The 25,571-nt window shown below is 61.6% G+C and carries 24 protein-coding genes; 5 read left to right on the top strand and 19 right to left on the bottom strand.

The window, feature by feature from the left end; translation table 11 throughout:
• The first annotated feature begins 7 nt into the window (after window positions 1-7).
• The 3 genes from ACQKIK_RS12875 to ACQKIK_RS12865 all read left to right on the top strand — a co-directional run bounded on the left by ACQKIK_RS12875 (window position 8) and on the right by ACQKIK_RS12865 (window position 1,680).
• Window positions 8-268, top strand: coding sequence for a hypothetical protein (locus ACQKIK_RS12875; RefSeq protein WP_499136232.1), 261 nt, complete (start codon window positions 8-10; stop codon window positions 266-268).
• A 190-nt stretch (window positions 269-458) separates the two neighbouring features.
• Window positions 459-710 (top strand): DUF2789 domain-containing protein, encoded by a 252-nt coding sequence (locus ACQKIK_RS12870; protein WP_046162406.1) that lies wholly within the window; start codon window positions 459-461, stop codon window positions 708-710.
• A 157-nt stretch (window positions 711-867) separates the two neighbouring features.
• Complete coding sequence (locus ACQKIK_RS12865) at window positions 868-1,680, top strand: inositol monophosphatase family protein (RefSeq protein WP_499136231.1); 813 nt, start codon at window positions 868-870, stop codon at window positions 1,678-1,680.
• Window positions 1,681-2,087: 407 nt separating this feature from the next.
• On the opposite strand, the gene ACQKIK_RS12860 is transcribed toward ACQKIK_RS12865, so the two are convergent.
• The 7 genes from ACQKIK_RS12860 to ACQKIK_RS12830 all read right to left on the bottom strand — a co-directional run bounded on the left by ACQKIK_RS12860 (window position 2,088) and on the right by ACQKIK_RS12830 (window position 10,979).
• Complete coding sequence (locus ACQKIK_RS12860; protein ID WP_463308566.1) at window positions 2,088-2,567, bottom strand: DUF3597 domain-containing protein; 480 nt, start codon at window positions 2,565-2,567, stop codon at window positions 2,088-2,090.
• 94 nt (window positions 2,568-2,661) lie between these two features.
• Entirely contained in the window at window positions 2,662-4,140 is a 1,479-nt protein-coding gene (locus ACQKIK_RS12855) for an efflux transporter outer membrane subunit (RefSeq protein ID WP_499136230.1), read from the bottom strand.
• Window positions 4,133-7,300: a multidrug efflux RND transporter permease subunit gene (locus ACQKIK_RS12850; protein ID WP_499136229.1), complete on the bottom strand. Its 3,168-nt coding sequence runs from the start codon at window positions 7,298-7,300 to the stop codon at window positions 4,133-4,135. Before ACQKIK_RS12850 ends, ACQKIK_RS12855 begins: the two co-directional genes overlap by 8 nt.
• Entirely contained in the window at window positions 7,297-8,487 is a 1,191-nt protein-coding gene (locus ACQKIK_RS12845) for an efflux RND transporter periplasmic adaptor subunit (RefSeq protein WP_499136228.1), read from the bottom strand. The genes ACQKIK_RS12850 and ACQKIK_RS12845 overlap by 4 nt, the downstream gene beginning before the upstream one ends.
• 150 nt (window positions 8,488-8,637) lie before the next feature.
• Window positions 8,638-9,936 carry a mechanosensitive ion channel family protein gene (locus tag ACQKIK_RS12840; RefSeq protein WP_499136227.1) on the bottom strand — a complete coding sequence of 433 codons (1,299 nt, stop codon included), beginning with the start codon at window positions 9,934-9,936 and terminating at the stop codon, window positions 8,638-8,640.
• 126 nt (window positions 9,937-10,062) lie between these two features.
• A complete protein-coding gene (locus ACQKIK_RS12835; protein ID WP_101153254.1) occupies window positions 10,063-10,149 on the bottom strand; it encodes a small membrane protein YohP in 87 nt (28 codons plus the stop codon).
• Window positions 10,150-10,244: 95 nt separating this feature from the next.
• Window positions 10,245-10,979, bottom strand: a complete 735-nt coding sequence (locus ACQKIK_RS12830) for a sulfite exporter TauE/SafE family protein (RefSeq protein ID WP_499136226.1) — start codon at window positions 10,977-10,979, stop codon at window positions 10,245-10,247.
• Between the two features lie 151 nt (window positions 10,980-11,130).
• Here ACQKIK_RS12830 and ACQKIK_RS12825 point away from each other — a divergent pair, with 151 nt between their 5' ends.
• Window positions 11,131-12,027: a CAP domain-containing protein gene (locus tag ACQKIK_RS12825; RefSeq protein WP_499136225.1), complete on the top strand. Its 897-nt coding sequence runs from the start codon at window positions 11,131-11,133 to the stop codon at window positions 12,025-12,027.
• Between the two features lie 21 nt (window positions 12,028-12,048).
• Here the strand turns inward: ACQKIK_RS12825 and ACQKIK_RS12820 are convergent, their stop codons facing one another.
• Window positions 12,049-12,420, bottom strand: coding sequence for a SpoIIAA family protein (locus ACQKIK_RS12820; RefSeq protein ID WP_046164386.1), 372 nt, complete (start codon window positions 12,418-12,420; stop codon window positions 12,049-12,051).
• A gap of 296 nt (window positions 12,421-12,716) precedes the next feature.
• Between ACQKIK_RS12820 and ACQKIK_RS12815 the strand changes: the two genes are divergently transcribed.
• Entirely contained in the window at window positions 12,717-14,312 is a 1,596-nt protein-coding gene (locus ACQKIK_RS12815) for a methyl-accepting chemotaxis protein (protein WP_127839773.1), read from the top strand.
• A 101-nt stretch (window positions 14,313-14,413) separates the two neighbouring features.
• Here the strand turns inward: ACQKIK_RS12815 and ACQKIK_RS12810 are convergent, their stop codons facing one another.
• From ACQKIK_RS12810 to ACQKIK_RS12760, 11 genes are all read right to left on the bottom strand, one after another.
• Complete coding sequence (locus ACQKIK_RS12810; protein WP_127839772.1) at window positions 14,414-14,695, bottom strand: peptidylprolyl isomerase; 282 nt, start codon at window positions 14,693-14,695, stop codon at window positions 14,414-14,416.
• A gap of 64 nt (window positions 14,696-14,759) precedes the next feature.
• A complete protein-coding gene (locus ACQKIK_RS12805; RefSeq protein ID WP_499136224.1) occupies window positions 14,760-15,728 on the bottom strand; it encodes a PstS family phosphate ABC transporter substrate-binding protein in 969 nt (322 codons plus the stop codon).
• A 20-nt stretch (window positions 15,729-15,748) separates the two neighbouring features.
• Window positions 15,749-15,976, bottom strand: a complete 228-nt coding sequence (locus tag ACQKIK_RS12800) for a hypothetical protein (RefSeq protein WP_045425446.1) — start codon at window positions 15,974-15,976, stop codon at window positions 15,749-15,751.
• 18 nt (window positions 15,977-15,994) lie between these two features.
• Entirely contained in the window at window positions 15,995-17,158 is a 1,164-nt protein-coding gene (locus ACQKIK_RS12795; RefSeq protein WP_499136223.1) for a Na/Pi symporter, read from the bottom strand.
• 239 nt (window positions 17,159-17,397) lie between these two features.
• Window positions 17,398-18,948, bottom strand: coding sequence for a glycerol-3-phosphate dehydrogenase (gene glpD / locus ACQKIK_RS12790; RefSeq protein WP_499136222.1), 1,551 nt, complete (start codon window positions 18,946-18,948; stop codon window positions 17,398-17,400).
• Window positions 18,949-19,565: 617 nt separating this feature from the next.
• The gene (locus ACQKIK_RS12785; protein WP_046164381.1) at window positions 19,566-20,324 is read right to left on the bottom strand and encodes a DeoR/GlpR family transcriptional regulator; all 759 of its coding nucleotides are present in this window, start codon (window positions 20,322-20,324) and stop codon (window positions 19,566-19,568) included.
• A 143-nt stretch (window positions 20,325-20,467) separates the two neighbouring features.
• Window positions 20,468-21,979 (bottom strand): glycerol kinase GlpK, encoded by a 1,512-nt coding sequence (glpK, locus tag ACQKIK_RS12780; protein ID WP_463286003.1) that lies wholly within the window; start codon window positions 21,977-21,979, stop codon window positions 20,468-20,470.
• Between the two features lie 12 nt (window positions 21,980-21,991).
• On the bottom strand, window positions 21,992-22,873 hold the full coding sequence (locus ACQKIK_RS12775; protein ID WP_064480256.1) for an MIP/aquaporin family protein: 882 nt from the start codon (window positions 22,871-22,873) through the stop codon (window positions 21,992-21,994).
• Window positions 22,874-22,973: 100 nt separating this feature from the next.
• Window positions 22,974-23,135: a hypothetical protein gene (locus ACQKIK_RS12770; protein WP_241528829.1), complete on the bottom strand. Its 162-nt coding sequence runs from the start codon at window positions 23,133-23,135 to the stop codon at window positions 22,974-22,976.
• A 58-nt stretch (window positions 23,136-23,193) separates the two neighbouring features.
• Entirely contained in the window at window positions 23,194-24,849 is a 1,656-nt protein-coding gene (locus tag ACQKIK_RS12765; protein WP_499136221.1) for an FMN-binding glutamate synthase family protein, read from the bottom strand.
• A gap of 94 nt (window positions 24,850-24,943) precedes the next feature.
• Window positions 24,944-25,369 carry a DUF1810 domain-containing protein gene (locus ACQKIK_RS12760; RefSeq protein WP_499136220.1) on the bottom strand — a complete coding sequence of 142 codons (426 nt, stop codon included), beginning with the start codon at window positions 25,367-25,369 and terminating at the stop codon, window positions 24,944-24,946.
• Window positions 25,370-25,571 lie beyond the last annotated feature (202 nt).

The raw sequence follows: 25,571 nt of genomic DNA, 5'->3' as shown, positions 1-25,571 counted from the left end.
TGACACCATGACCATGATGCAGTGTGAATACCGTGATCACATCATTACCGCGGAGGTAATGGAACATCCCGGCACACCGACCCCTTGGGCCGGCGGTTGCCGTATCAGCAATTCCCAGGGGCAGACAACCCGGCGCATGGCGCTTCCGGTTGGGCACGCCTTCATGGCGGAACTCGAACAGGCACAGCGGGCATCCATCGCCCATGGCAAGTGGCTGGTCGATCAGTGCCTCGATCAGGGACGGCAGCTGTTCGACAGGGCTGCCTGACCCTTTCTAACCTGTCGCAGCCCATTGGCTGCGGCGGGTTTTTTGACTCCCTCGTGATACGCACAAAGTGCTGGCATTGGCTCCTTGCCGGCTTCGGGTTGAACTGTGCGGTACTCCATCGTCTCTATCTAGAACAGGGATCGCCAGCGAGGCGGTCGAATTTTTCTGCATAGCCTGATGGAGCCCGCTCATGGAATTACCTAACAAAGATCTCGGTACACTTTTCGAACAGCTCGGCCTGCCGTCGGACCCGGCCAGCATCGATGCGTTCATCGCCAGCCACCGCCCGATTCCCAACCATATGAAAGTCTCCGAGGCGCCATTCTGGAGCCAAGCTCAGGGCTCCTTTCTTAAGGAGCTGTTGATGGACGACGCCGAATGGGCGCCGGTAGTGGATGAACTCAACGTGCGCCTGCACGAGCAGGGCGAAGAACTGCCGTGAGTCGACACGGGCGGCTCTGCCTGGCCGGTCAGGTCAGGTCAGGTGGACAACGCCTTGGCGCGCCAGTGAGCCAAGGCGCTCTGTATGCCCATCGCGATCGATTGACTAGAATCCGCCTTTCCGCGCGACTACCGCGCAGCCGCTTCACAGGACGGACATGACTTCCCAGCAATTGCTCGATATCGACGCGCGCTATGCCAGCGCCAAAGCCCTTGCTCTCGAGGCCGCGCAGCTTGGCATGGACTTCTACCGCAAGCGCGAGGCACTGACCATCGAACACAAAGGCGACGACCTGCAGGATGTGGTCAGCATTGCCGACAAGCAGATCGAAGCCTTTATTCGCGAGCGACTGACCCAGCTTTTTCCCGAGGACGGATTCCTGGGGGAAGAAAGCGGTTCGGCCGATCTGGGCGCCCGCTGCGTCTGGGTCATCGACCCGATCGATGGCACTGCCTGCTTCGTCAATGGCCTGCATAACTGGTGCGTTTCGATCGGCCTGCTGATTGACGGTGAGCCGCACCTTGGTGCGATTGCCGACCCCAACCACAATGAACTGTTTCATGGTTGCCTGGGCAAGGGCGCCTTCGTCAACGACACCCCATTGAAAGTCAGCGCGGCGACCCACGTCGGCCAAGGCGTGATCGCGACTGGCACCTTTCATCCTCGCGGGAAAGAGCACTTCATTCCGTTCATGGAAAAGCTGTTGGCCGAAGGCGGCATGTTCTTCCGCAATGGCTCCGGCGCGCTGATGACCGCCTATGTGGCAGCGGGGCGGCTGCTCGGTTACTACGAGACCGAGCTGAAAAGCTGGGACTGCATGGCGGGGCTGGTGCTGGTGAAGGAGGCGGGCGGTCGGGTCAACGACTTCTTCCGTAACGACGGGCTGCTGCTTGGCAATCCGTATCTCGTCGCCTGTCCGGGCGTGTATCCACAGTTGGCGGAGATGATCGGGCCATCGCTCGACGATTGAACGTGCCGTTAGCTGATCTCGCATTGGCAGCTAGGTTCTAGGGGCGCGCGGCCTATCGTTGCTACGAGGTGCCTGAAGGTTGATCGCGAGCAAGCTCGCTCCTACGGGTGTGCGCGGTGTTTTTGTAGGAGCCAGCTTGCTGGTGATCCGGGTCTGCGGGCTAACGGTGCTACGAGGTGCCTGAAGGTTGATCGCGAGCAAGCTCGCGCCTACGGGTGTGCGCGGTGTTTTTGTAGGAGCCAGCTTGCTGGCGATCCGGGTTTGCGGGCTAAAGGTGCTACGAAGTGCCTGAAGGTTAACCGCGAGCAAGCTCGCTCCAACGGGTATGCGCGGTGTCTTGTAGGAGCCAGCTTGCTGGCGAACAATGCCCGCCGAGTGACCAGCACCCGGCGAGGCCCAGACCTTTATCAGGTACGTAGTTCAGGTGGAACGGTGCCGCCATGTTCGGCGAGCTTGTGCATCACGGTGCGATGCAGCCAGCTGTTCATCTGGGCCGAATCGCCCATCTTGTCTGACGGGCAGCCCAGTTCGGTGGCGAGTTCCTTACGCGATTCCAAGCTGCTGTCCAGCCCCAACAACTTGAGCAGATCGACGATCGAGGTGCGCCAGTTCAACGGCTCTGAATGGTTGGCAGCCATTGCGTCGAGCTTTGCTGGAACATCCACAGCACTGGTTGATTGGCCCGTCGAGTGAGCCACCCCTTCGGGGCTGGGCGCAGTTCCGGGTGGTGTCGTGGTGGCGTTGTGTGCAGCGGTCGGCCGCTCCGAATCAACCACGGTATCCGGCGCATGCTGGTTCGGCGTGTTGTTCGGATCGACCGGCTTGTGCGCTTCGTTGCTCACGCCGCCCATGCCGAGTTTTTCTTTGATCGTGTCGAACAGGCCCATTTCAATTCCTCTAGTCATTACGTGGTGATTTTTGGACCGCCATGACACGTCGAGGATTCGGCGCCGCAGGTCGGGAAGCGCGCTGCTCCGGGCCTTAGCGACCAGAGGTCGCGGCCCGCTGCGTCGTATCGGTTGGTACTGCGGGCGATGGACTCTCGGTACCGCCGCCCAGCGCGATGTACAGGCTCACCAGGTTCTGAATCTGAGCACGCTTGACCTGGATAAACGCCTGTTCGGCATCGAACAGGTTGCGCTCTGCATCGAGCACCTGAAGGTAGTTCACCACGCCTTCGGCGTAGCGTTCGCGGGCGAGGTCGGCAATACGGCGCAGCGTGGCGACGTTCTCCGCTTGCGCGGCAACCTGCTCTGCGAGCCAGCGGCGGCCTGCCAGTGCGTCGGCTACCTCACGAAAGGCGGTTTCGATGGCGCTTTCGTACTGCGCCACCGCCGCGTTTTCCCGTGCCTCGGCGACGGTCAGGTTGCCGCGGTTGCGGCCGAAGTCGAACAACGGGAGGTAGAGGCTCGGGCCGATGCTCCAAGTGCGATTGTCGCGGCTGACCAGGTTGTCCAGCTCATTGGAGATATAGCCGAAGCTGCCAGTCAGCGAGATCTGCGGGAAGAACGCCGCTCTCGCCACGCCGATGTTGGCGCGGGCCGCACGCAGGTCCAGCTCGGCGCCAAGAATGTCCGGGCGTACCAGCAACAGCTCCGACGGTAGCCCCGCATCCAGGCGCAGCGGTTCGATCTGTTCGTTCAGTGGCAGCGGCTCCGGCAACGGCTGTTGCAGCGGCCCCCCTATCAGCTGGGTGAGGTAGTTGACCTGCTCGGCTCGGACCAGGTGCAGGTTGGCCAGCTCGGTCTTGGCCTGGGTCAGCAGCGCCTGTGCCTGGTTCAGATCCAAGGCCGAGGTGATCCCGGCCTCGAAGCGCACGCGGGCAATGCGCAGGCCGTCGCGGCGGCTTTGCAGGGTCGCTTCGGCCAGGTCAATGCGCGCCTCAGCGCCACGCACAGCGAGGTAGGTCAAGGCCACATCGGCTATCAACGACAGTCTGAAGGCCCGCTGTGCCTCGATGGTCGACAGGTATTGCGCGCGCGCTGCCTCGGTAAGGTTGCGCACCCGTCCCCAGAAATCGAGTTCAAACGCTGAGATACCGAGCCCTACGGAGAATTGCTCAGTGATCTGGCCACTCGATGTTCCCGAGGTCGCACCGCCTGCGGAGCCGCGACCGGCACTACCGGTTGGAAAGCGGCCACGGCTGGCATCGGCCGTAGTGGCCAGCGTCGGGTAGCGGTCGGCGCCTTGTACGCCGAACTGGCCGCGGGCCTCTTCAATTCGGGCTACGGCGATCTGCAGGTCCCGATTTCGCTGCAGCGCCGTTTCGATGTACCGCTCGAGGCGTGGGTCTTCAAGAAACTCGCGCCAGCCGATCTCGTTAGCCAACACCTCGCCGTCCATGGGCTGATAATCCGCCGGGTACTGCGCAGCGGTGGGCGGGGGCGGTGGCTCATGGGACGGCGCAAGCTGGCAGCCCGTCAGGGCGCCGATCAGCAGCAAGGGCGCAAACCTAGGCATTGTCTGGCGCCTCCTCTTCCTCGGCTGGGTGCGCCTTGTCTTCGGCAGTCGGCGGGCGACGCTTGGTCAGCCAGCGACGTACGGAGAGATAGAACAGCGGGATGTAGAACAGACCCAGCAGCGTGGCGACGATCATGCCGCCCATGACGCCAGTACCGACCGCGACGCGGCCAGCCGCGCCGGCACCGGTGGACAACACCAGCGGCAGCATGCCGAGGATGAAGGTCAGCGACGTCATGAGGATCGGACGGAAACGCAGACGCACCGCGTTCATCACGGCATCGGTCAGGCTCTTGCCGTGGCCTTCCTCTTCGATGGCGAACTCGACGATGAGAATTGCGTTTTTGGCCGACAGGCCGATGATGGTCACCAGGCCGACATTGAAATAGACGTCCGCCGGCAGGTCACGAAACATCGCGAACAGCACGGCCCCCAGCGCGCCGAAGGGCACCACCAGCAATACCGCGATGGGCACTGTCCAGCTTTCATACAGCGCTGCCAATACCATCAGCACCACCAGCAATGACAGCCCCAGCAGCATCCCGACCTGCCCGGACGCCTGCTGTTCCTCCAGCGAGGCGCCGGTCCATTCGTAGCTGAATCCGCCGGGCAGCTCGCTCGCCAGTCGTTCCATTTCGGTCATGGCTTCGCCGGTGGTCGAACCAGGCGCGGCGCTGCCGGACAAGGTCAGTGCGGGGTAACCGTTGTAGCGCTGCAACTGAGTCGGCCCTTCGGTCCACTCCACGGTGGTAAAGGCGCCGAATGGCACGCTTTCGCCCTCGTCGTTGATCACCTTCAGGTCGAGCACATCCTGAGGGGTCATGCGATAGGGCGCATCCGCCTGCAGCAGCACCTGCAGGACGCGACCGTCACGGTTGAAGTCGTTGGCATAAGCGCTGCCGAAAGCGATAGCCAGTGTCGCGTTGACCTCGCTGATCGAAAGACCCAGTGCTCGGGCCTTGATACGGTCGATATTGACCCGCAGGCGCGGAGCGTCGTCAGCACCTTCTGGCCGGACGCTCTGCAACACCGGGCTTTCGCTCGCCTTACCCAACAACTGGTTTCGTGCATCGAGCAGTGCCTGGTAGCCCAGACCACCGCGGTCCTCGAGCTTGAAGGTGAATCCGCCGGCCACGCCCAGTCCGGGAATCGAAGGCGGGTTCAGGGCGAACACGCGGGCTTCGTTGATCTGCGAGAAACGGCCCATGGCTTCGCGTACCAATGCCTGAGCGGAGCTGCCCTCTTCGGTGCGTTGCTCCCAGGGGATCAGTCGCACGAACGACATCGCATGGGCCTGGCCCTGGCCGAAGAAGCTGAAGCCGTAGACCGTAATGGCGTCGTCGACCAATGGATGATCCGCGTAGAACGCCTTGACCTGTTCGATGGCTTCTTCGGTCCGCTCGACCGTCGCGCCGGCAGGGGCCTGGATGACGGTCATCAACGAGCCTTGGTCTTCGTCCGGTAGGAAGGCACCGGGCATTCGCAGGTAGAGAAAGGCTGTCAGCGCCAGCAAGCCGACAAAGGCCAATAGAAACCAGATCGGCCGTGCGAGCATGCCGCCGACCGCATGGTGATAGTGGTCAGTGGTGCGCTCCATCCAGCGGTTGAACGGACCGAAGATACGCTGGCCCAGTCCAGGCTTACCATTGTCCGGCTGGCTTGGTTTCAGCAACGCTGCGCAGAGTGCGGGAGTCAGCACCAGCGCCAGAACCGTCGAGGTGGCAACGGCAATCGACAGTGTCACGGCAAACTGCCGATAGATGCCGCCGGTCGAGCCTGGGAAAAACGCCAGCGGCACGAACACCGCGATCAGCGCCAGGGTCGTGCCGATGATGGGCGCGGTCACCTGCTCCATGGCTTTGACGGTCGCCTGATAGGGCGGCAGCTGCTCCTCGTCCATGATCCGTTTGACGTTTTCCACCACCACGATGGCATCGTCCACGAGGGTGCCGATCGCCAGGACCATGCCGAACAGGCTCAACAGATTGATCGAGAACCCGGCGATCCACAGCCCGAGGCAAGTACCGGCCAGGGTGATTGGGATGACGATGGTGGGGATGACCGTGGTGCGCCAGTTCTGCAGGAACAGCAGCATGACCAGCACCACCAGTGCCATTGCCTGGAGCAGCGTGACGACCACCTGCTGGATCGACGAGGCGATAAAAGGGGTCGAGTCGAACGGTACCGTCCAGGAAACGTCCTCCGGGAAGCCCTCAGCCAGTTCTCGCATTCGCTGTTTGACAGCAGCCGCCGTATCCAGGGCATTAGCACCCGGCGACAGCTGCACCGCCAGGCCCGCTGCTGGCTGGCCATTGAGTTCGCTGCGTGATGTGTAATTCTGCGCGCCAAGCTCCACCCGCGCGACGTCGCGCAGGCGGATTGCCGAACCGTCCGGGCCAGCACGCAGGATGATCGAGGCGAACTCTTCCGGGGTGCTGAAGCGACCGCGGGTTTCCAGCGGCGCGTTGATCTCGATTCCCTCTGCCAGCGGCAGGGCACCCAGTGCACCGCCTGCAGACTGGCTGTTCTGCTCTTGCACCGCGGCCAGCACGTCGGCAGCGGAAAGGCCGAAGCTGGCCAGCCGATCCGGGTTTAGCCAGATCCGCATGGCATAGGCGGTATAGAACTCGCGGATGTCACCCACGCCCTGCACGCGGCGCAGCTCGTCGAGGACGTGGGTGGTCGCGAAATGCCCGAGCTCCAGCGTGCTCATGGTGCCGTTTTCGGAGAACAGCGAGATGATCAGCAGGAAATCCTGCGAGGCCTGGAAGACCTGGATGCCCTGTCGGCGGACTTCCTCCGGCAGGCGTTGCTCGACCCGGCTCAGGCGGTTCTGCACCTCCATCTGGGCAATGTCGATGTCGGTGCCGGCCTCGAACGTCAGCTCGATCGACGCACTGCCATTGGAGCGGCTCGACGAGTCCATATAGAGGAAGCCTTCGACGCCATTGAGCTCCTGCTCGATCACCTGGGTGACGTTGGTTTCCAGCACCGATGCGTCTGCGCCGGGGTAAGTCACGCTGATGCGCAGCGTCGGGGGGGCAATACTCGGGTATTGCTCGACGGGCAATGAACGCAGGGCCAACACGCCACCCAGCAGGATGCCGAGCGCAATGACCCAGGCAAAGACCGGACGCCGGATGAAGAACGCCGGCGTCATTGGCTGGACTCGGTCGCCATGGAGGACTCTGGCGCTTCCGGTGGGCCTTCAGGCTGGTAGGGGGTGGTGCGTACCGCTGCGCCGCTGCGGACGCTGCCGCCGCCTTCGACGATCACCACCTCGCCGGCCTTCAGTCCCTCACGAATGACCCATTTGCTGCCCTGGAGCTCGCCGAGCTCGATTTCACGCGAGACGACCTTGTCGTCCTCGCCCACGAGCAGTACGCGCGCGGCCTGGTCGTTGACCATGACGGCACGCTGCGGAATCAGCACGCCATCAGGCCGGATGCCGGCATTGATGCGCCCGCGAACGAACTGGCCGGGTAGGAGCAACCTGTCCGGGTTGGGGAACTCGGCGCGCAAGGCCACGGTGCCGGTGTTCTCGTCGATGCTCATGGCGTAGAAGTTGACGTAGCCGAGATGCGGGTATTCGTGGCCGTTCTCCAGGATCAGCTTGACCTCCACACGCCCTCCCTCCGGTAGCTCAAGGGCGCCGGAGGCGAGCCGTGCACGGATCTGCAGGAGATCGGAGCTGGATTGGGCGAAGTTCACATAGACCGGGTCGAACTTCTCCACAGTGGTCAGCAGGGTGCCCTCGCTGGCGCTGACCAGCGCGCCTTCGGTGACCTGCGCGCGCCCAGCCCGACCTTCGATGGGGGACTCGACTGTGGTGTATTCCAATTCGAGCTCGGCCGATTGCACGTTGGCCTCGGCTTGCGATACATCCGCTTTGGCGGTGCGTAAGGTGGCCAGAGCGGTGTCGTATTCCTGCTGGCTGATGGCCTGTTTGGCGACCAGGCCTTTGTAGCGTTTGACGTCCTGCGCGGCATTCAACGCGGTGGCTTCGGCACGCTCTAGCGCTGCCTTGGCTGCCTTGAGGTTGGCGCGCATCTCTCGTGGGTCGATCTGGAACAGTGGCGTGCCGACCTCGACATCGGTGCCTTCTTCGTAAAGCCGTTCCTGGATGATGCCGTTGACCCGCGCGCGGATCTCGGCGATGCGAATGGCCTGGACGCGCCCTGGTAGCTCGATGATGTTGGGGATCGGCTTGGGATCGACCGTCACGACCTCCACCTTGGGCGGTGGCGGTGGCGGTGCGGCTTGCTTGGTTTTTTTGTCGTCGGAGCAGGCCGCCATGAGCAGCGCCGTGGCGCTGATCAGCACAGCGTTTTGCAGTAACTGCCTCATTCAGTCGGACCTTTTGTCTCGTACTGTCTTCGCCGCGGTATAGCGCGCTGACCTACACTCGACCGCGGGTGGCGGGCACGGTTCCGGTTAAATCCCCCGTCTCGGCTCGATAGCGGCCACGCTGCCGCAAATGCTCGACGCGATGGGCGGTCAGCTTTTCGGCGTATGCACCACGATGTGTTGTCGCGCCTGGTCCGGCAGCGCTATGCCGGCCGAGCGCAGCGCGGCGACCAGCGCCTTGCGCACCTCCGACGCGGTGGTGACGAAATCCGAGCGGCGCGAGTCGCACCAGAACAGGACGTCGAATACCAGCTGACTCTCGCCCAGATCGTTGAGCAGCACCTCGGCGTGCGGAGTGGCCAACACACCGGGCGTCTGCTGGGCGGCGTCGCGCATGACCACGCTGATAGCGTCGATATCGATGCCGTAATACAGCATGCAGACTACCTTGCCGCGGCGGATCGGCGCCGCTGTGTTGTTGGTGACGCGCGAGGTGAAGGTCTCAGCGTTGGGCACCAGTACCCGGCGCCCGTCATAGGTGCGGATCTGGGTGGCGCGCAGTTCGATGCGCTCCACGCTCCCTTCGGTTTCACCAATGATGATCTGGTCGCCCAGCTGAAACGGCCGCAGCGTCAGGATCAGCAGGCCGCTGACGAAGTTGGAGAGGATGTCCTTGAGGGCAAAACCCAGCGCCAGGCTGGTCAGGCCAAGCCCGGTGGCGAGGGTGCTCGGTTCCAAGCCAAAGGCGCTTGCGGCAACGATGATGCCGAGCACCCATATCGCGTAATAGCTCACCTGCCGGACCAGATTTTCGACGGTCAGGTCGTTGGCCAGGCGGCTCACTATCTTCTTCATAAGCGCGCGTACAGCAGTAGCCAGCCCCCAGAACAGCAGCAGCACCAGGAGAGCGGCCAGTACTCGCGGAATGATATTGATCGCTGACTCGAGCAGGCGCGCAAAAGCATTTTCGACGCTCGACTGTACCGAGGTTATAAACCGTCCACGGTCCGAATCGCGGCGTTTGGCCGCCGTCGCCAGGGCCCGGTCGAGTATCGCTGCCCAGTCTCGGGCGAGCCGGTCGAGCGGTTGTCCATTGGCTTCGGCATCAGCTGGTGCGACCACCATCAATGGGCGGCCGGCCACGCTGATCTGCAGGCCGTCGTCGTCCTCGGCTTCGGTGGGCTCGATGCGCGCTTTCGTGATGCCCTTCGGCGTTTCCAGCACAGCCGCCAATTGCCGTTCGATCTGTCGTGCTCGCGGGCGCGCTTCAAGCTCTTCGTAGGGGCCGATGCGAAACAGGGCGCGGCCGTCCAGGCGCACGGTCGCGACGCCTTCCTGCGCCCAGGCGCGTGATGTCGGCAGCATTGCGACGCAGAGCAGCGCCAGCAGGCCAAGCGTTCGTAGCAGGGCGGGAAAAGCAGTCACGAGGCGAGGAGACAGGGTCATCATGGTTGAAATGCCGTAGCCGTAAACAAACAGGCCGCCGGGTTGGCGGCGGCCTGTTGATGAAACTTGCAACCTGCGGTTGTGCGTACCGAGGGACTGTGGTTGCTATGCGATCGTCTTCAGTTGGCGTTAGAAAATCAGCGCGAACAAGCCGATCACAACCAACAGACCGATCAGAAAGATGATGCCTACTGTGCTGCCCAGAAACTTCAGCATGAGGATGACTCCTTTGCATTGGGTTCACTGAATCCGACTGGGCATGCGCGCGAAACGTTCAGAAAACCGGGCGGCCGGTCGTAGCCGCTGCAATTTCAGAGGTTTTTCCAGATCAGCTGCAGCCCGGCCAGAAGCATGCCCACGCGGGCGATTCGGTAAAACAGTTTGTGGTCGATGCGCTTGTGCAACCAGAGCCCGGCCCAGACGCCAAACGGCACCACTGGTGCCAGCGTCAGGCTGAGTAGCAGGTTTTCGCGGCTGAACTGGCCGAGCGCGGCATAGGGAATCAGCTTGATCGCGTTGGTCATCAGGAAGAACAGGTTGATGGTCGCCACATAGCGCAGCTTGTCCAGCTGCTGCGGCAGCAGGTGCATCATGATTGGCGGCCCGCCGGCGTGGGCGACGAAACTGGTGAAACCGGCAATCGAGGAAAGCAACGTACCGCGACCCCGCTGCAGCGGTCGCGGTTTGTCGTTGTTGGTGAACAGACCCAACAGCACGAAGCCGACCGCAATCGCGCCCATCATCAGCCCGATCATGCGCTCGTCGAGCATGCCGAAGGTCAGCGAACCCAGCGCGATGCCGATCAACGCACCGGGCATCATCACTTTCAGGTTCGCCTTGTCCCAGTGACCGACATAGGCCTTGAGACCCACCACATCGGCCAGACAGAGAATCGGCAGCATTACCGCGGCGGCCTGTTTCGGCGAGATTGCCAGGGCCAGCAACGGTACGGCGATCCCGCCCAGAGCGCCACCGAAGCCGCCTTTGGACAGGCCGGTCAGAAAGATCGCCGGCAGGGCGAACAGCAGAAAGTCAGAAAGCGTCATGAGTGTGATCAGGCGTGCAGGGTCAGGGGTTGGCTTCGTTGTGCATCATCGCATCTTCGCCACGTGCCTGGCCGCGCGGCAATGTGCGAGAGAGAGGATCGCTTGCAGTGGATCGTGGTCAGCATCTTTAACGCAGACTGACAGGTGATCCATGAGCCCATTTAACGCGATTCCATTTCACGCCTCCGCATGCATGGAGCCGTCCCGCGCGGCAGCTGGCGTTCTGCTGGTACTGGCGACAAGCCTGGCGTGCCAGGCGCAAGCTCAGGAGCCTCACCCATTGATTGGCTTGATAAACGAATTCCGTGAGGCGGAAGAAAGTTGCGGGGACGGCAAGGGCCAAACTGTCGGGCCTCTGGCGCCGAACGAGGCACTGAATGTGCAGCCGGCCGCCAGCGGCGCTCAGCTGCAGAAAGCGCTGCAAGCTGCGGACTATCGACCGGCCAAGCTGCAGGCCATGTCCGTTGCAGGCCCGGCGGACGCGAAAACAGCCATGCAAGCGTTGAAGCAGCGTTATTGCGCGCCGCTACGTAGTCACGAGTTCGCTGAGATCGGCGTGTCGCGCAAGGGCAACACCTGGCAGGTGCTACTGGCCCAGCCGCTGCTGTCGCCTGATCTAGGGGACTGGCAGCAGGTGGGCAAGAACATTCTGCAACGGGTCAACGAAGCGCGGTCCAAGCCGCGAACCTGCGGCAGCCGTTCCTTCAAGGCGGCTCCCGCACTGACCTGGAATGCCAAGCTGGGCGATGCCGCGCTCGCTCACAGCCGTGACATGGCAGCGCAGAATTACTTCAGCCATCGGGCTCCGGATGGCAGTCAGGTCAGCGACCGCGCCAGCCGTGCCGGCTATAGCTGGCAGCGGATCGGCGAAAACATTGCGGCTGGGCAAGGCTCGGAGAAGCAGGTGATGGCAGGTTGGCTGGCCAGCCCTGGGCACTGCAGCAACATCATGAACCCGGATTTCACCGAGATGGGCGCGGCCTATGCGATCGATAAGTCCAGCGCCGCCGGCAGCTACTGGACCCAGGTATTTGGCACGCCTCGCTAGGCTACTGGTGAGGGCACGCGTTCAGTTCTGGCTCTCCAGCCAGTTGTGCGCTTCGGTGTTCTGGTTTTCGTCGAAGGCCTTGATCGTCAAACCGGGAAACAGTGCCCCCTCGATCTCGCTGGCCTTGCGTAGCCACTCCTTGCTGGACACCACTGCGCAGCGATCGAAACGGCGGATGAAGCGAAACAGTTGGGGAATTCGTGCCAGTTCGACACCCATCGCGCCCAGCGTCGGAACATCGAAGTCGCCGATGCGATAGAGCATCTGGCCGTGACTGATGCCTTCTGACTTTCGCAGCAGTTCGTCCAAGGCAAAGCGCATCTCGCTGCTGTCGAGTTTGCCGGAGAAATCCACGTCGATGCGTTTATCACCAATGCGGGTTACATGAAACATGACGAGTCCTCAATGAAATGGGTGGCAGCCAAGTAGCCCTGCCATTACCTGACCATAGTCGTTATGTGGCGTTCGGTTGAGCAAAAAAACTACTTCAACCAGCCTCTTTAGTGATCTGGATCAAGGCGCTGACCCGCCGGTCATGAGCGATTAAAATCGGCTCAAACCCTTGTGTGGCGGGCTTTTGCGAAAGTTTGTCTGTGGCTATCAAGTTGCCTCGGCTGCAGCCGAGAAGTGTGTAATCGCGATCCTTTCTGTCGACTGTGTCGCATCCTCTCCAGCAGTTGGATATCCCCATGACCAGCACCTTGGCGAACGTCATTCAATCTCTCTTGCGCGGGCTGGGTCTGCGTACCATCAATCAGCAATTCTTCTTTTCCTACAGCCTGATCTTTCTGTGCGCGGCGCTAACGGCCGGTGTGCTGTTCATGTCCAGTAAGGACGCCAGCCAGATCGACATGGCCGGTGCCCAGCGCATGCTCAGCCAGAAGATGATGAAAGAGGCGTTGCTGGCCGCACAGGGTATCGGTGGCCCGGCTGAAGTGGATAAAACCATCCAGCGCTTCGAGCAGTCTCATCGTCTCCTGCTCAATGGTGATGGTAGCCAGGGCATCGCCCCGGTGGAGTTGGCCAGCGCCAAGCCTCATCTGCAGCGCGTCGACCAGATATGGCAGCGCTATCGTCCAGCCGTACAGTTGTTGGCCGCTGGCCAGCAGGCTGACCTCAAAACGGTCGCGGCGGATGCCAATGAGATTCTCGCCGCCTCCAACGAGGTGGTGTCTCTGATTTCGGCTGAAGTGAACCGCAATACGACCCAGCAGCTCTGGGTTGCGATGGGTTCGACTCTGACCATTTTGTTATTGGTTGTCCTCGGTCGGGTGGCTGGCATGAACTGGTTGATGCGGCATGTCGATCAGCTCCGTGAGCGGCTGGAGAAGGTTAGCCAGGGCGACTTCTCTTCGCCTATGCAGGTGCGCTATGCCGACGACGAAATCGGCATGATCACCCTCGCTTACAACCGTCTGCTGGGAGAGGTTGGCGAGATGATCCGTGGCGTGCGCCAGGCCGCCGATGACGCTGATGGTCAGTGCGTGCGCATGGCAAGCCTGGCGGGCGACAGTGCGCGCAACGTTGAAAGTCAGCAGGCCGAGATCGATCAGGTCGCCACTGCCATGAACGAGATGCTCGCGACCTCGCAGGAAGTCGCGCGGAGCACTGTCGAAGCGGCCAGCGCCGCCGACGTCGCCGAGCAGGAAACCAGCGCTGGTAACGCAGTGATGAACCAATCGGTTACGGCTATTCGCGCCCTGACCGGGCATGTCGATGGCTTGGCCGGCGTGATGCAGCAGCTGGTGCAGGACAGCCACGAGATCGGCAAGGTGCTCAATGTGATCAGCGGCATCGCCGAGCAGACCAACCTGCTGGCGCTTAACGCTGCCATCGAGGCTGCGCGCGCGGGTGAGCAGGGTCGCGGCTTTGCCGTTGTGGCAGATGAGGTCCGCAGCCTGGCCAGCCGCACGCAGGATTCAGCCAAGGAAGTCAGTGTGTTGGTCGAGCGGCTTCAGAGCCAGGCTACACGTGCCGGCGAAGCCATGGACGCTTCACGGCAGAGCAGCACGACAACGCTTACACAGATCGAAGCGGCGCAACATGCCCTGGGACAGATTGTCGGCGCGGTGCAGACCATTCGCGGCATGACCAACCAGATTGCGACGGCGGCGGAGGAGCAGTCGCATGTTGCCGAGGACATGAATCAGTCGCTGACCCGTATCGCCCAGGTGGCCGATCAGGCGGCCAGCGCCACGCACGACACGGCGGCGTCAGGCAACACCATCATGCAGAGCATGAACGGGCTCAAGGCGTTGACGGGGCGTTTCCGTCTGCAGGCGTGATCATCAAGGTGGAGCGGGGAGGTGCTGCTGGGAGGAGGGCGCTTCTCTGCATCGGTAGCAAAGAGCGGCGCCCCCGCATTTGAGGTGCAGGGGCCGAGGGATCAGTCCTGGCGGCTGGTCACTTCCAGCAGGTGATAACCGAACTGGGTTTTCACTGGGCCTTGGACTTCATTGATTGGGGCGCTGAAAACTACGGTGTCGAATTCCTTGACCATCTGACCGGGGCCGAACGAGCCCAGGTCGCCGCCCTGACGGCTGGACGGGCAGGTGGAATTGTCCTTGGCAACCTGAGCGAAATCGGCACCGCCTTCGATGGCAGCCTTCAGCTCGTTGCACTTTGCTTCGGTGGGAACAAGGATGTGGCGGGCGGTGGCTCGTGCCATGTGGGTCTACTCCAGTGGGAAAGGTGCGAGCCTACCGGATTTGCTCAGCGATTCAAGCATCGGTTCAGTTCGGCTCGGGCGAGGGCTGCTTCGGTGAGTTCTGCAGGGTCGCCAGGCTGCGTTCGTATTGCTCGGCACTGAGTGGCATGTAGCCGGTGAAGTGAATCCAGCCGGGCAACCCCTGCAGATAGTGTTCAACGAATGCGCGGGTGATCGGTTTGCGCTGCAGGCTCTCTTCGTTCAGGTATACAAACAGCGGGCGCGTCAGTGGCTGATAGCGTCCTTCGCTGACCGTGGCGAGCGTCGGGTAAACCGGTCCGTTGCCGTTGTCCACGGCGAGCAACTTCAGTTCGTCCCAATGCCGATGGTACGCACCGATGCCAAAGAAACCGAGCGCATCGGGCTCGGCCGCAATCCCGGCGGCCAGTTGTTCCTCGTTTTCGCTGGCGGTGTAGTCCTGACGGCTGCGGTGCGTCGCGCCGACGATCTCGCGGGTAAAGACATCGTAGGTGCCCGAGTCCTGACCCCGTCCGAACAGTTTCACGGGGCGGTCAGGCCATTCGGGGCGGATCTGGTTCCAGCGCGTGACCCGACCTTCTGCATCCGGTGCCCATAGGGCCTTGAGTTCATCTACCGTGATGTCTTTCGCCCAGTGGTTGCTGGGATGTGCCACTACCGCAATGGAGTCCATGGCCAGGGGGATCTTGCGGTAGCGGACGCCATTCTTGGCGCACTCTGCCTGTTCTTCGGTGTTCATTTCGCGCGACGCATCATTGATATCCGTCTCGCCGGCGCAGAATCGACGAAAACCTGCGGTGGTCCCGGAAAACTCAACGTTGATCGGATGACCGGGGCGGGCACGCTGAAACCGCTTTATCGCTTCACGGGTTAGCGGGTAAACCGTGCTCGATCCATCGATGAGCAGCCCTTCGGATGCCGCTGCCTCCGTTGCTCTCTCGGCTGATGCGAGCGTGGTGTGCAGGGCAAGCAAGAGGCTGATCAGCAGGAAAGCGCTGGATTTGGCGATGTGCATGGAGAGTTCCTTCTACCGGCTCAGGATTTCGGTTTCAGCCAGTCAGCCTTGAGCGTGGTCCAGAACAGCTGGAGGCTGTTGAAGCGCGTGTCCACGGCATTGATGTAGTCATCCAGATGGTCGATTTCACGGTGTTGCGCTTGTTGTTCCTGTCCGTCGATGCGTTCGAGCTGGGCCTCGAGTTCGTTCAGCGATTCACGGAGTTCGCGGATGCGGTTCTCGGTCTGGATGCGGCGTTCGCTTTGCATGATTGGCTCCAGGCAGGATCAGAGTTGGCTACCGCCAATAAGCAGCAACGGAAGGCCGAAGAACACGCCGCCGATATAGGCCCCGACATACAGCTTGTTGCGCTGAGCCAGGTCCGCGAGGAAGTTGGCAATCGCCGGAGGCACGCCGCGCAGGAACGGCAGCACGTAGATGATGGAGATCCCCAGGAGGTTGAACATCAGATGCACCAGCGCGATCTGCATCGCCAGTTCTGCCGTGGGGCCGGCGATTGCCGTGGCGGCCAGCAGGGCGGTGACGCAGGTGCCAATGTTCGTACCCAGGGTGAATGGATAGACCTGCCTGAGCGTGAACACGCCCGTGCCGGCCAGCGGCACAATCAGTGCTGTTGTGGTGGATGACGATTGCACCAGTATGGTGATGACCGTTCCAGAGGCAATGCCGGACACCGGTCCGCGTCCGACGCTTGCATGCATGATGTCTTTGGCGCGACCCACCATCACCTTGCGCAGCACCTTGCCAATCGCCTGGACCACGAAGAGGATCAGCCCGATCCCGATGATGATCAGCCCGACACCGGCCCACACCTTGCTCGGTAGCCAGGACACGCTGGCTTCGAGCAGCTCGCTGGCAGGGGTCAGTATGGTCTTCATGAAGTTCATGCTCTTCATGTCGACGCCGGCACTGTCATGCACCAGCAGGCCCGCAAGCGCCTGTGACATGCGCTCCAGTGGATGAAAGAGCAACTCCACCGGCAGCAGGATGGTCACCGCTGTGATGTTGAAGGCGTCATGCACCGTGGCCGCCGCGAAGGCTCGGTGAAACTCTTCACCACTGCGGATATGACCGAGGCTGACAATGGTGCTGGTCAGCGATGTGCCGATGTTTGCGCCCATGATCAACGGAATCGCGATAGGGATCGGCAGGCCACCGGCGACCATGCCCACGATGATCGAGGTCACCGTGCTGGAACTCTGAATCAGCGCCGTGGCAGCCAGGCCGATCATCAGTCCGACAAAGGGATTGGTGGCGAAAGCGAACAATTCTTTTGCGTTGTCGCCCACCGCGGCCTTGAAGCCGTCGCCGATCGCGCCGACCGCAGCCAGCAGCAGATAGATCAGCGTGACCACCAGCAGCCAGGACAGCCATTGACGCGTAATCGGAGTGGAGTATTTTGCCGCCAGGGCACCGGCGTTCATCGTCATCAGGCAACTCCCGTGAGCGTGTCAGTTGCTCGACGGTGTGCCTTGGCTGTGAATACTTGATGACCGCAACGGCAGAGGCAGACTAACGGTCAGTGGGCTCAGCGATAGGAAGGCTATCAGCGCCCGCGCAGCGTCATTTCGTGTGGATTGCAATTCGTAGGCGGTGAGTCGCTGACAGGAATTGGGAGGGAGGAGCCTGCTGCTAACAGGCTCCGTTCGCTACCGCTCGTGAACCACACTCAGGCGGCGTTGCTGCTGCGTGTGGCTTCGGCTGTGGGGCGCTCGGCCAGATACCGCTCCAGGCGTGATTTGTCAGCGTCATCGAACGCCAGACCGAGCTTGGTCCGGCGCCAGAGGATATCGTCAAGCTGCGTCGCCCATTCTTCACGACGAAGGTAGTCGACTTCCAGGGCATACAGGTGCTGGCCGAGGTCTTCACCCAGTGCATCGATCGAGCGGGCATCGCCAAGCATGCGCCAAACGCGATTGCCGTAGAGGGTCGCCCAGCGTTTGGCCAGCGGTTGATCGATGCCTTTCACCTCGGCCATCAACTCAGCAGCAAGCGCCTCGGCGGTGGTCATGCCTTCCCCACCAGGCAACGTATCCTTGGCGGTCCAACTTGGGCCCATTTTCGGGAAAAAGGGCTTGAGCTGAGCCATCGCCGATTCGGCGAGTTTGCGGTAGGTGGTCAGCTTGCCGCCGAACACCGAGAGCAAGGGCGCCTGCTTCTCTTCGGCAGCCAGAGACAAGGTGTAATCGCGCGTCACCGCCGATGGGTTATCCGACTCGTCGTCACACAATGGCCGAACACCGGCAAACGTATGAACGATGTCATCCGCTTTCAGCTGCTTGCGGAAATGGCTATTGGCGACGCCCAGAACATAGGCGATCTCTTCTTCACTGATGCTGACCTTGGCCGGGTCGCCGCGGTATTCGCGGTCGGTGGTCCCGATCATGGTGTAGCGGTCGAGATAGGGGATGGCGAAGACGATGCGCCGATCCTCGTTCTGCATGATGTAGGCCTGCTCACCTTCGTACAGTTTCGGCACGATGATGTGGCTGCCCTGAATCAGGCGGATGCCGTAAGGCGAGCGCTGCTGCAGGTTCTCACCGATGAACTGCGCCACCCAGGGCCCGGCTGCGTTGACCAGCGCCTTGGCGCGTAGGGAGAAACGGCTGCCATCCTGACGCTGCAGTTCGACATGCCAGATGCCGCCGGCGCGCTTGGCGCTCAGGCATTGGGTACGAGTGTGGATGTGCGCGCCTTTTTCCCGCGCAGCCATGGCATTAAGCACGACCAGTCGCGCATCGTCGACCCAGCAGTCGGAATACTCGAAGCCGCGCTTGATGGCGGGCTTGAGCGGGCTTTCACTACCAAAGCGCAGGCCGCGCGAAGCAGGCAGCTTCTCGCGCTTGCCAAGGTTGTCGTAAAGGAACAGACCGGCGCGAATCATCCAGGCGGGGCGCAGGTGCGGACGATGCGGCAGGACGAAACGCATGGGTTTGACGATATGCGGCGCTTTCGCCAGGAGCACTTCACGCTCGGCCAGGGCTTCGCGCACGAGGCGGAATTCGTAGTGCTCCAGATAGCGAAGGCCACCATGAATCAGTTTGCTGCTGGCCGACGACGTGTGGCTGGCCAGGTCATCACGCTCGCATAGAAACACCGACAGGCCGCGTCCGGCTGCATCAGCAGCGATGCCTACACCATTGATGCCACCGCCAATTACAGCGATGTCGTACAGCTCGGAGACGGTCTCAGTCACGGGATTCTCCTCAAGAACGAACATTAATTTTCGAATGTGAACATCCTAGCGCACATATGAATGACGCTCTAGAGCTGATGTTCATTTTTTATATCAAAAGAAAATAATCGAACCGATACGAACAGCTAATTGGTGCTTAGCCGGGCATTGAGATAATGCCGGTCAGCGAATGCGCGCCGTCAGTGTGAGCGTGAGAGGTTATGGCAATGCTATTGGTGGGCTGAAGCCCACCCTGCTGCTGCGGCGGGCTGACGATCACCGGCACGAAGGTATCGGCGGTTAGAGGCCGTGTAGGGTGGGCTTCAGCCCACCGGTGCCGCCACTGCAAGGTCAGGTATTAGCCACCGTCAAATCAAGAGTCGGCGCGAGGTGCGCCATCAGGCGCATGGTGCAGCTGAGGGCGAGTTGGTGTTGGTCTTGCCGCAGGCTGACGAACACCGACACGAACGTATCGGCAGTTAGAGGGTGGGCTGCGGCCGAGTAGGGTGGGCTTCAGCCCACCGGTGCCGCCACTGCAAGGTCAGGTATTAGCCACCGTCAAATCAAGAGTCGGCGCGAGGTGCGCCATTAGACGCATGGTGCAGCTAAGGGCGAGTCGGTGTTGGTCTCGCCGCGGGCTGACGAACACCGACACGAACGCTTCAGCCAGTCACTTCCAGTTTGACCTTGTGCCGGCTGAGCAACTCGAGAAACGCCTCGGGTGGCTGGGCCTCGGTAAACAACATGTCGATCTGTTCAAGCGAGCCGAGGCGGGTCATGGCGTTGCGGCCGAATTTGCTCGAGTCGGCGGCGAGGAAGACCTGGCGGGCGTTGTTGATGATGGCCTGCGAGACGCGTACTTCCTGATAGTCGAAATCCAGCAGGGTGCCGTCTTCATCGATCCCGCTGATGCCGATCAATGCGAAGTCGACCTTGAACTGACCGATGAAATCCGCCGTGGCCTGGCCGACCACACCGCCATCGCTGCGCACGTTGCCGCCTGCGATCAGCACGTCGAAATCTTCCTTGGGGCTGAGGATGCTCGCCACGTGCAGGTTGTTGGTGATGACTTTGAGATCGCGATGGTTGAGCAGAGCGTGTGCGATGGCTTCGGTGGTGGTGCCGATGTTGATGAACAGCGACGCCTGATCGGGAATGTGTGCAGCCATGGCGTCGGCGATGCGGCGCTTCTCGTCGCGCATCTGCCGGGCGCGTTGGGTATAGGCGGTGTTCTGTACGCTGGAATCGTGGGCGGCGCCGCCATGGTAGCGGCGAAGCAAGCCGGCTTCGCCTAGCTGGTTGATATCACGGCGGATGGTCTGGGGCGTGACTGCAAACTGCTGCGCCAGCTCTTCGATGCTGACGTAGCCGCGTTCGCGGACCAGTTCGAGAATGCTTTGCTGTCGTGGGGCCAGACTCATGGAGGCTTCCTTCTTATCGATATGCCGTGAAGGATGCCGCAGTCTGGGATTTGATTAAAGAATTGTTCGTTTGCGAATAAGCGCGCCCGGCGCGGTTAAGATCCGGGCCGGGCGCGAGGTGTGGTGCGTTTGGTCGTCGAGGCTTATTCCTCTTCCCAGTCGCGGGTGCGGCCAACCGCCTTCTTCCAGCCTTTATAGAGTGCTTCGCGCTTCTCATCGTCGCAGGCCGGTTCGAACACGCGCTCGATGGTGGCCTTGCTGCGCAATTCGTCCAGGCTGCTCCAGAAGCCGGTCGCCAAGCCTGCCAGGTAGGCAGCGCCGAGAGCGGTGGTTTCCTTCATTTCCGGGCGTTCGACTTGGGTGCCGAGCAGGTCGGCCTGGAACTGCATGAGGAAGTTGTTCGCCACTGCACCGCCATCCACGCGCAGTGAACGCAGGCGCTCGCCGGCGTCCTGCTGCATGGCGTCGAGCACGTCGCGGGTCTGGTAGGCGATGGATTCCAGCGCGGCACGGATGATGTGGTCGACCTTTACACCCCGCGTCAGGCCGAACAATGCGCCGCGGGCACGGGGGTCCCAGTAGGGGGCGCCAAGGCCAGTGAAGGCCGGGACCAGGTAAACACCATTGCTGTCCTTGACCTTGGTGGCGAAATACTCGGAATCCAGCGAGTCGTTGATCACCTTCAGCTCGTCGCGCAGCCACTGCACGGTGGAACCACCATTGAAGATGGCGCCTTCAAGGGCGTAGTTGACCTCGCCCTTTGGGCCGCAGGCGATGGTGGTGAGCAGCCCGTGTTCGGACTGCACGGCCTTAGTGCCGGTGTTCATCAGCAGGAAGCAGCCGGTGCCGTAGGTGTTCTTCGCCTGGCCGGGCTCGACGCACATCTGGCCGAACAGCGCGGCCTGCTGATCGCCCGCAATGCCGGCGATGGGAATGCCGGTGCTCTGGCCGGAGCCGAGATAGGCGTGGCCGTAGACTTCTGAGGAGGAACGCACTTCCGGCAGCATTTCGCGCGGAATATCCAGCGTCTCCAGCATCACCGGGTCCCAGTCCAGCTTGTGGATGTCGAACAGCATGGTGCGCGAAGCGTTGGTGTAGTCGGTGACGTGGGCCTTGCCCTGGGTCATTTTCCAGATCAGCCAGCAATCAACGGTGCCGAACAGCAGCTCGCCTCGACGCGCGCGTTCGCGGCTGCCTTCGACGTGGTCGAGAATCCACTTGATCTTGGTGCCGGAGAAGTAGGGGTCGATGACCAGGCCGGTGGTCTTGCGGATATGGTCTTGCATACCGTCGCGTTTGAGCTGATCGCAGATCGGCGTGCTCTGGCGGCTCTGCCAGACAATGGCGTTGTAGATCGGCCGGCCGGTGTTCTTGTCCCAGACAATGGTGGTTTCGCGCTGGTTGGTAATGCCGATGGCAGCAACCTGCTCATTGGTGATGCCGGCCTGTGCCAGCGCCTCGACGAACACGCCGCTCTGAGTGGCCCAGATTTCCATAGGGTCATGCTCGACCCAGCTCGGTTGTGGGTAGATCTGTGCGAACTCGCGCTGAGCGATGGTGATCACGTTGGCGTTGCGGTCGAGCACGATGGCCCGCGAGCTGGTGGTCCCCTGGTCGAGGGCGACGATGAATTGCTTGTTGTTCTGGTTGCTCATGGTGTCGATTCCTTAACGAGCTTCTTGGGCAGTGACATCGTGTTTGGAGTAGCGGTCGGCCTCTGGTTTTGGTTCCGGTTCCGGAACAGCGCAAGCACCGCCAACGCCCGGTAGATGCTTGCAGATCAGTGCCTTGTAACCAGCGGCCCCGAGGCAGGCGCCAATGACCGGGGCGATCAGCGGGACCAGGAAGTAGGGGATATCCCGGCCGCCGGTGAATGCGACCTGTCCCCACCCTGCGAAAAAGGTCATCAGCTTGGGACCGAAGTCGCGTGCCGGGTTCATCGCGAACCCGGTCAGCGGCCCCATCGCGCCGCCGATCACCGCAATCAGCAGGCCGATCAGCAGAGGCGCCAGCGGCCCGCGTGGCAGACCGTTACCGTCATCGGTCAGGGCCATGATCATCCCCAGCAGGATAGCGGTAATCACCACTTCCACCAGAAACGCCTGGCCGATCGAAAGCGACGGGTGCGGGTAGGTGGAGAACACCGATGCGAGCTCGAGGCTGGCAACACTGCCGCGAGTCATTTGCTGGGCCTGTTCGAAATCGAAAAACAGGCTGCTGTAAAGTCCATAAACCAACGCAGCGGCACAGAAGGCGCCGGCGGTCTGGGCGAGGATATAGGCCGGCACCTTGTTACGCTCGAAAGTGCCGAACAGCCAGAGCGCAATGGATACCGCAGGGTTCAGGTGAGCACCGGATACACCGGCCGCGAGGTAGACGCCCATGCTCACGCCAATACCCCATATAACGCTTATTTCCCAAAGACCTAGATCTGCGCCGCCGAGCTTGAGTGCCGCCACGCAGCCGGTACCGAAGAAGATCAACAGGGCGGTGCCGAGAAACTCGGCGATGCATTGCCCCCGAAGCGTCGGGGTGGACGGGTTACTCATGCGCAGAACCTCTTTGTGGGACTGTTGTTTTTATGATCCGAATACTGCGAGGGTTCGGAAATGTTCGGAAGTGAAAACTTAAAGTCAAAAGTACGGGCTGTCAAAGTAAAAAGCTGAACATTTCAACGGAAAGCTGACGAAACAGCGTGGTGTCTGTCGAGAGTGGCAAATTTCCGGCGCGCAAATGATGGCCTGAGCGGCTGGCGACCAGGTTTTGATGTGGCAGCCGCTGGAACTTGCAGGCCGACAAAAGCATGGCCATTGACGCAGTCGGATCGCAACGAGCTCGGAGGCTGGCTGCGATCCGCTGGTTGGAAGGGTTAACTGATCAGTGGTTCCTCGACCTGCGCGGCCCCACGCTCAGTTTTCTGCGGCATGGCTTCGAAGCTGTCTGCCTGGGCCATGCTCCAGATCCTGGCGAAGAACTCGCTGTCGATCTTTGGCCTCAACAGCGCACCGGGCTGGACGAAATAGTAGAGCTGCGAGAACAGCTTGATTTCCGTAGAGCTGACGCGTCGGATCAGGTGATGCGGGCCCAGTTCGGCAGGATGTGACAAGCCGGCAGCTGCAAGCAGTTCGGCCAGCGCGTGCACGGTGTTGCGGTGAAAGCTGAACACTCGATTGGCCTTGTCCGGAACCACCAGCGCGCGTTGGCGCAGCGGGTCCTGGGTGGCAACGCCGGTGGGGCAGCGATTGGTGTGGCAATGCTGCGACTGAATGCAGCCGATCGCGAACATGAACCCACGAGCCGAGTTCACCCAGTCGGCGCCCATGGCCAGGACGCTGGCGATATCGAAGGCGCTGACGATCTTGCCGCTGGCACCGATGCGAATGTGCTCGCGCAGACTGCAGCCGACCAGCACGTTATGCACGAACAGCAGGCTTTCGCGCAGTGGCATGCCGATGTGGTTGGTGAACTCGACGGGCGCCGCGCCCGTGCCGCCTTCCTTGCCGTCGACCACAATGAAATCCGGATAGATACCGCTCCCCAGCATCGCCTTGACGATGCCGACGAACTCCCACGGATGGCCGATGCACAGCTTGAAACCGACCGGCTTGCCGCCGGACAGTTCGCGCAGGCTGGCGATAAAATTCATCAACTCCAACGGTGTGCTGAAGGCGCTATGGCTCGCGGGGGAAATGCAGTCCACGCCCTCCGGCACGCCGCGGGTGGACGCGATTTCCGCGTTGACCTTGCGCCCCGGCAAGATTCCGCCGTGCCCTGGTTTGGCGCCTTGGCTCAGCTTGATCTCGATCATCTTGACCTGCGGATCCCGTGCCTGAACGGCGAATCGATCCGGATCGAATGCACCGCTTTCGGTTCGACAACCGAAATAGCCGCTGCCCAGTTCCCAGACCAGATCCCCGCCGTGCTGGCGATGGTAGCTGCTGATGCTGCCTTCGCCTGTGTCGTGGTAGAAGCCACCGAGTTTGGCGCCTCGGTTCAACGCCTGAATCGCATTGCCACTGAGCGAGCCGAAGCTCATCGCTGAAATGTTGAACACCGAAGCGGAGTAGGGCTGCTCACACTGCGGCCCGCCGATCGATACGCGGAAGGTTTCGGGATCGCTGACCGCTGCGGTGCGGATCGAATGGCCGATGCATTCGTATCCCGGTTCGTATACGTCGATAAGGGTGCCGAAGGGTTTGTCATCCACCTCGTTTTTCGCCCGTGCATAGACGAGCGAGCGTTGTGCGCGGGAAAACGGTACGCGCTCCTGATCGCTTTCAAGCAGGTACTGACGAATCTCCGGGCGGATGCCTTCGACCAGGTATCGAATGTTGCCGAGGATCGGGTAATTGCGCCGAACCGCATGTTCGCACTGGCGAAGATCACGAATGCCGATAAGGGTCAGCAGCGCCGTGACGACGAACAACGGCCACACCCAAGGGTGGCTCAGGAAAGGGAGGCACAACACGGCAGTGGCAGCGCACAGGACGAAAAAAGCGTAACGGCTGAACAGCGAGAGATTCATCTGTGCACCTGTAAGGGGCGGCGGACCTGCCATAAAGCGAGAAGCCTATCGTACCGGCCTCGGTCCGCCTATCGGAGGTCTGCGCCCGAGCCGCTTAACGATCCAAGCGTGATAGCGTCGCCGAGTCGGGATCGGCCGCGAAGAACGCATCCAGCACCGCTTGAAACGTCTCCCGTTCAGGCGCAACGGCAGCGAACAGCGTCATGCTCGAGCGCAGCTTCATGTCGTCGGGCGAACCCAGAATCTGCCGTGCCGGACGCTCGGCATGGGCGAGCAGTGCTTGCGCGCATTGCTCCAGGCGAGGTCCGAGCAGAGGGTGCTCTAGATACGCGGTCGCTTCGTCCGCATCCTTGATGGCGTAGCGACGCGCCATGTCGCTGTGGCCGAGGCCTGCTATCTGCGGAAAGATGAACCACATCCAGTGGCTTTGTTTGTAGCCGGCGTTGAGTTCCGCCAGCGCGCGGTCGTAGATCGATTGCTGGGCGTCGACGAATCGCTGCAGATCGTGTGGGTCGCTCATGGTACCTCCCGATTGCTCAGACTGTCCTAATCAGAGCCGGGATGTCGGGGTTGATTCCCGAGATGGAGGGAGCGAGAGCCGGGTGTCGTCGATTGCAGGCCAGGTGAGTCAACGCCCGCGGGGCTTCAACGGGCTCATCGGCGTTCGTAGGGCCGAACACGTTCTGCCCTACAGGCGCATGTCTGCTTGGCGCAGCGTCATG

Origin of the sequence: Pseudomonas sp. NPDC047961, from assembly GCF_050272435.1 — a bacterium.
In the GTDB taxonomy this organism is placed as follows: Bacteria; Pseudomonadota; Gammaproteobacteria; order Pseudomonadales; family Pseudomonadaceae; genus Stutzerimonas.
The sequence above is the reverse complement of the archived record's forward strand: the minus strand, read 5'-3'. Positions and strand labels throughout refer to the sequence as shown.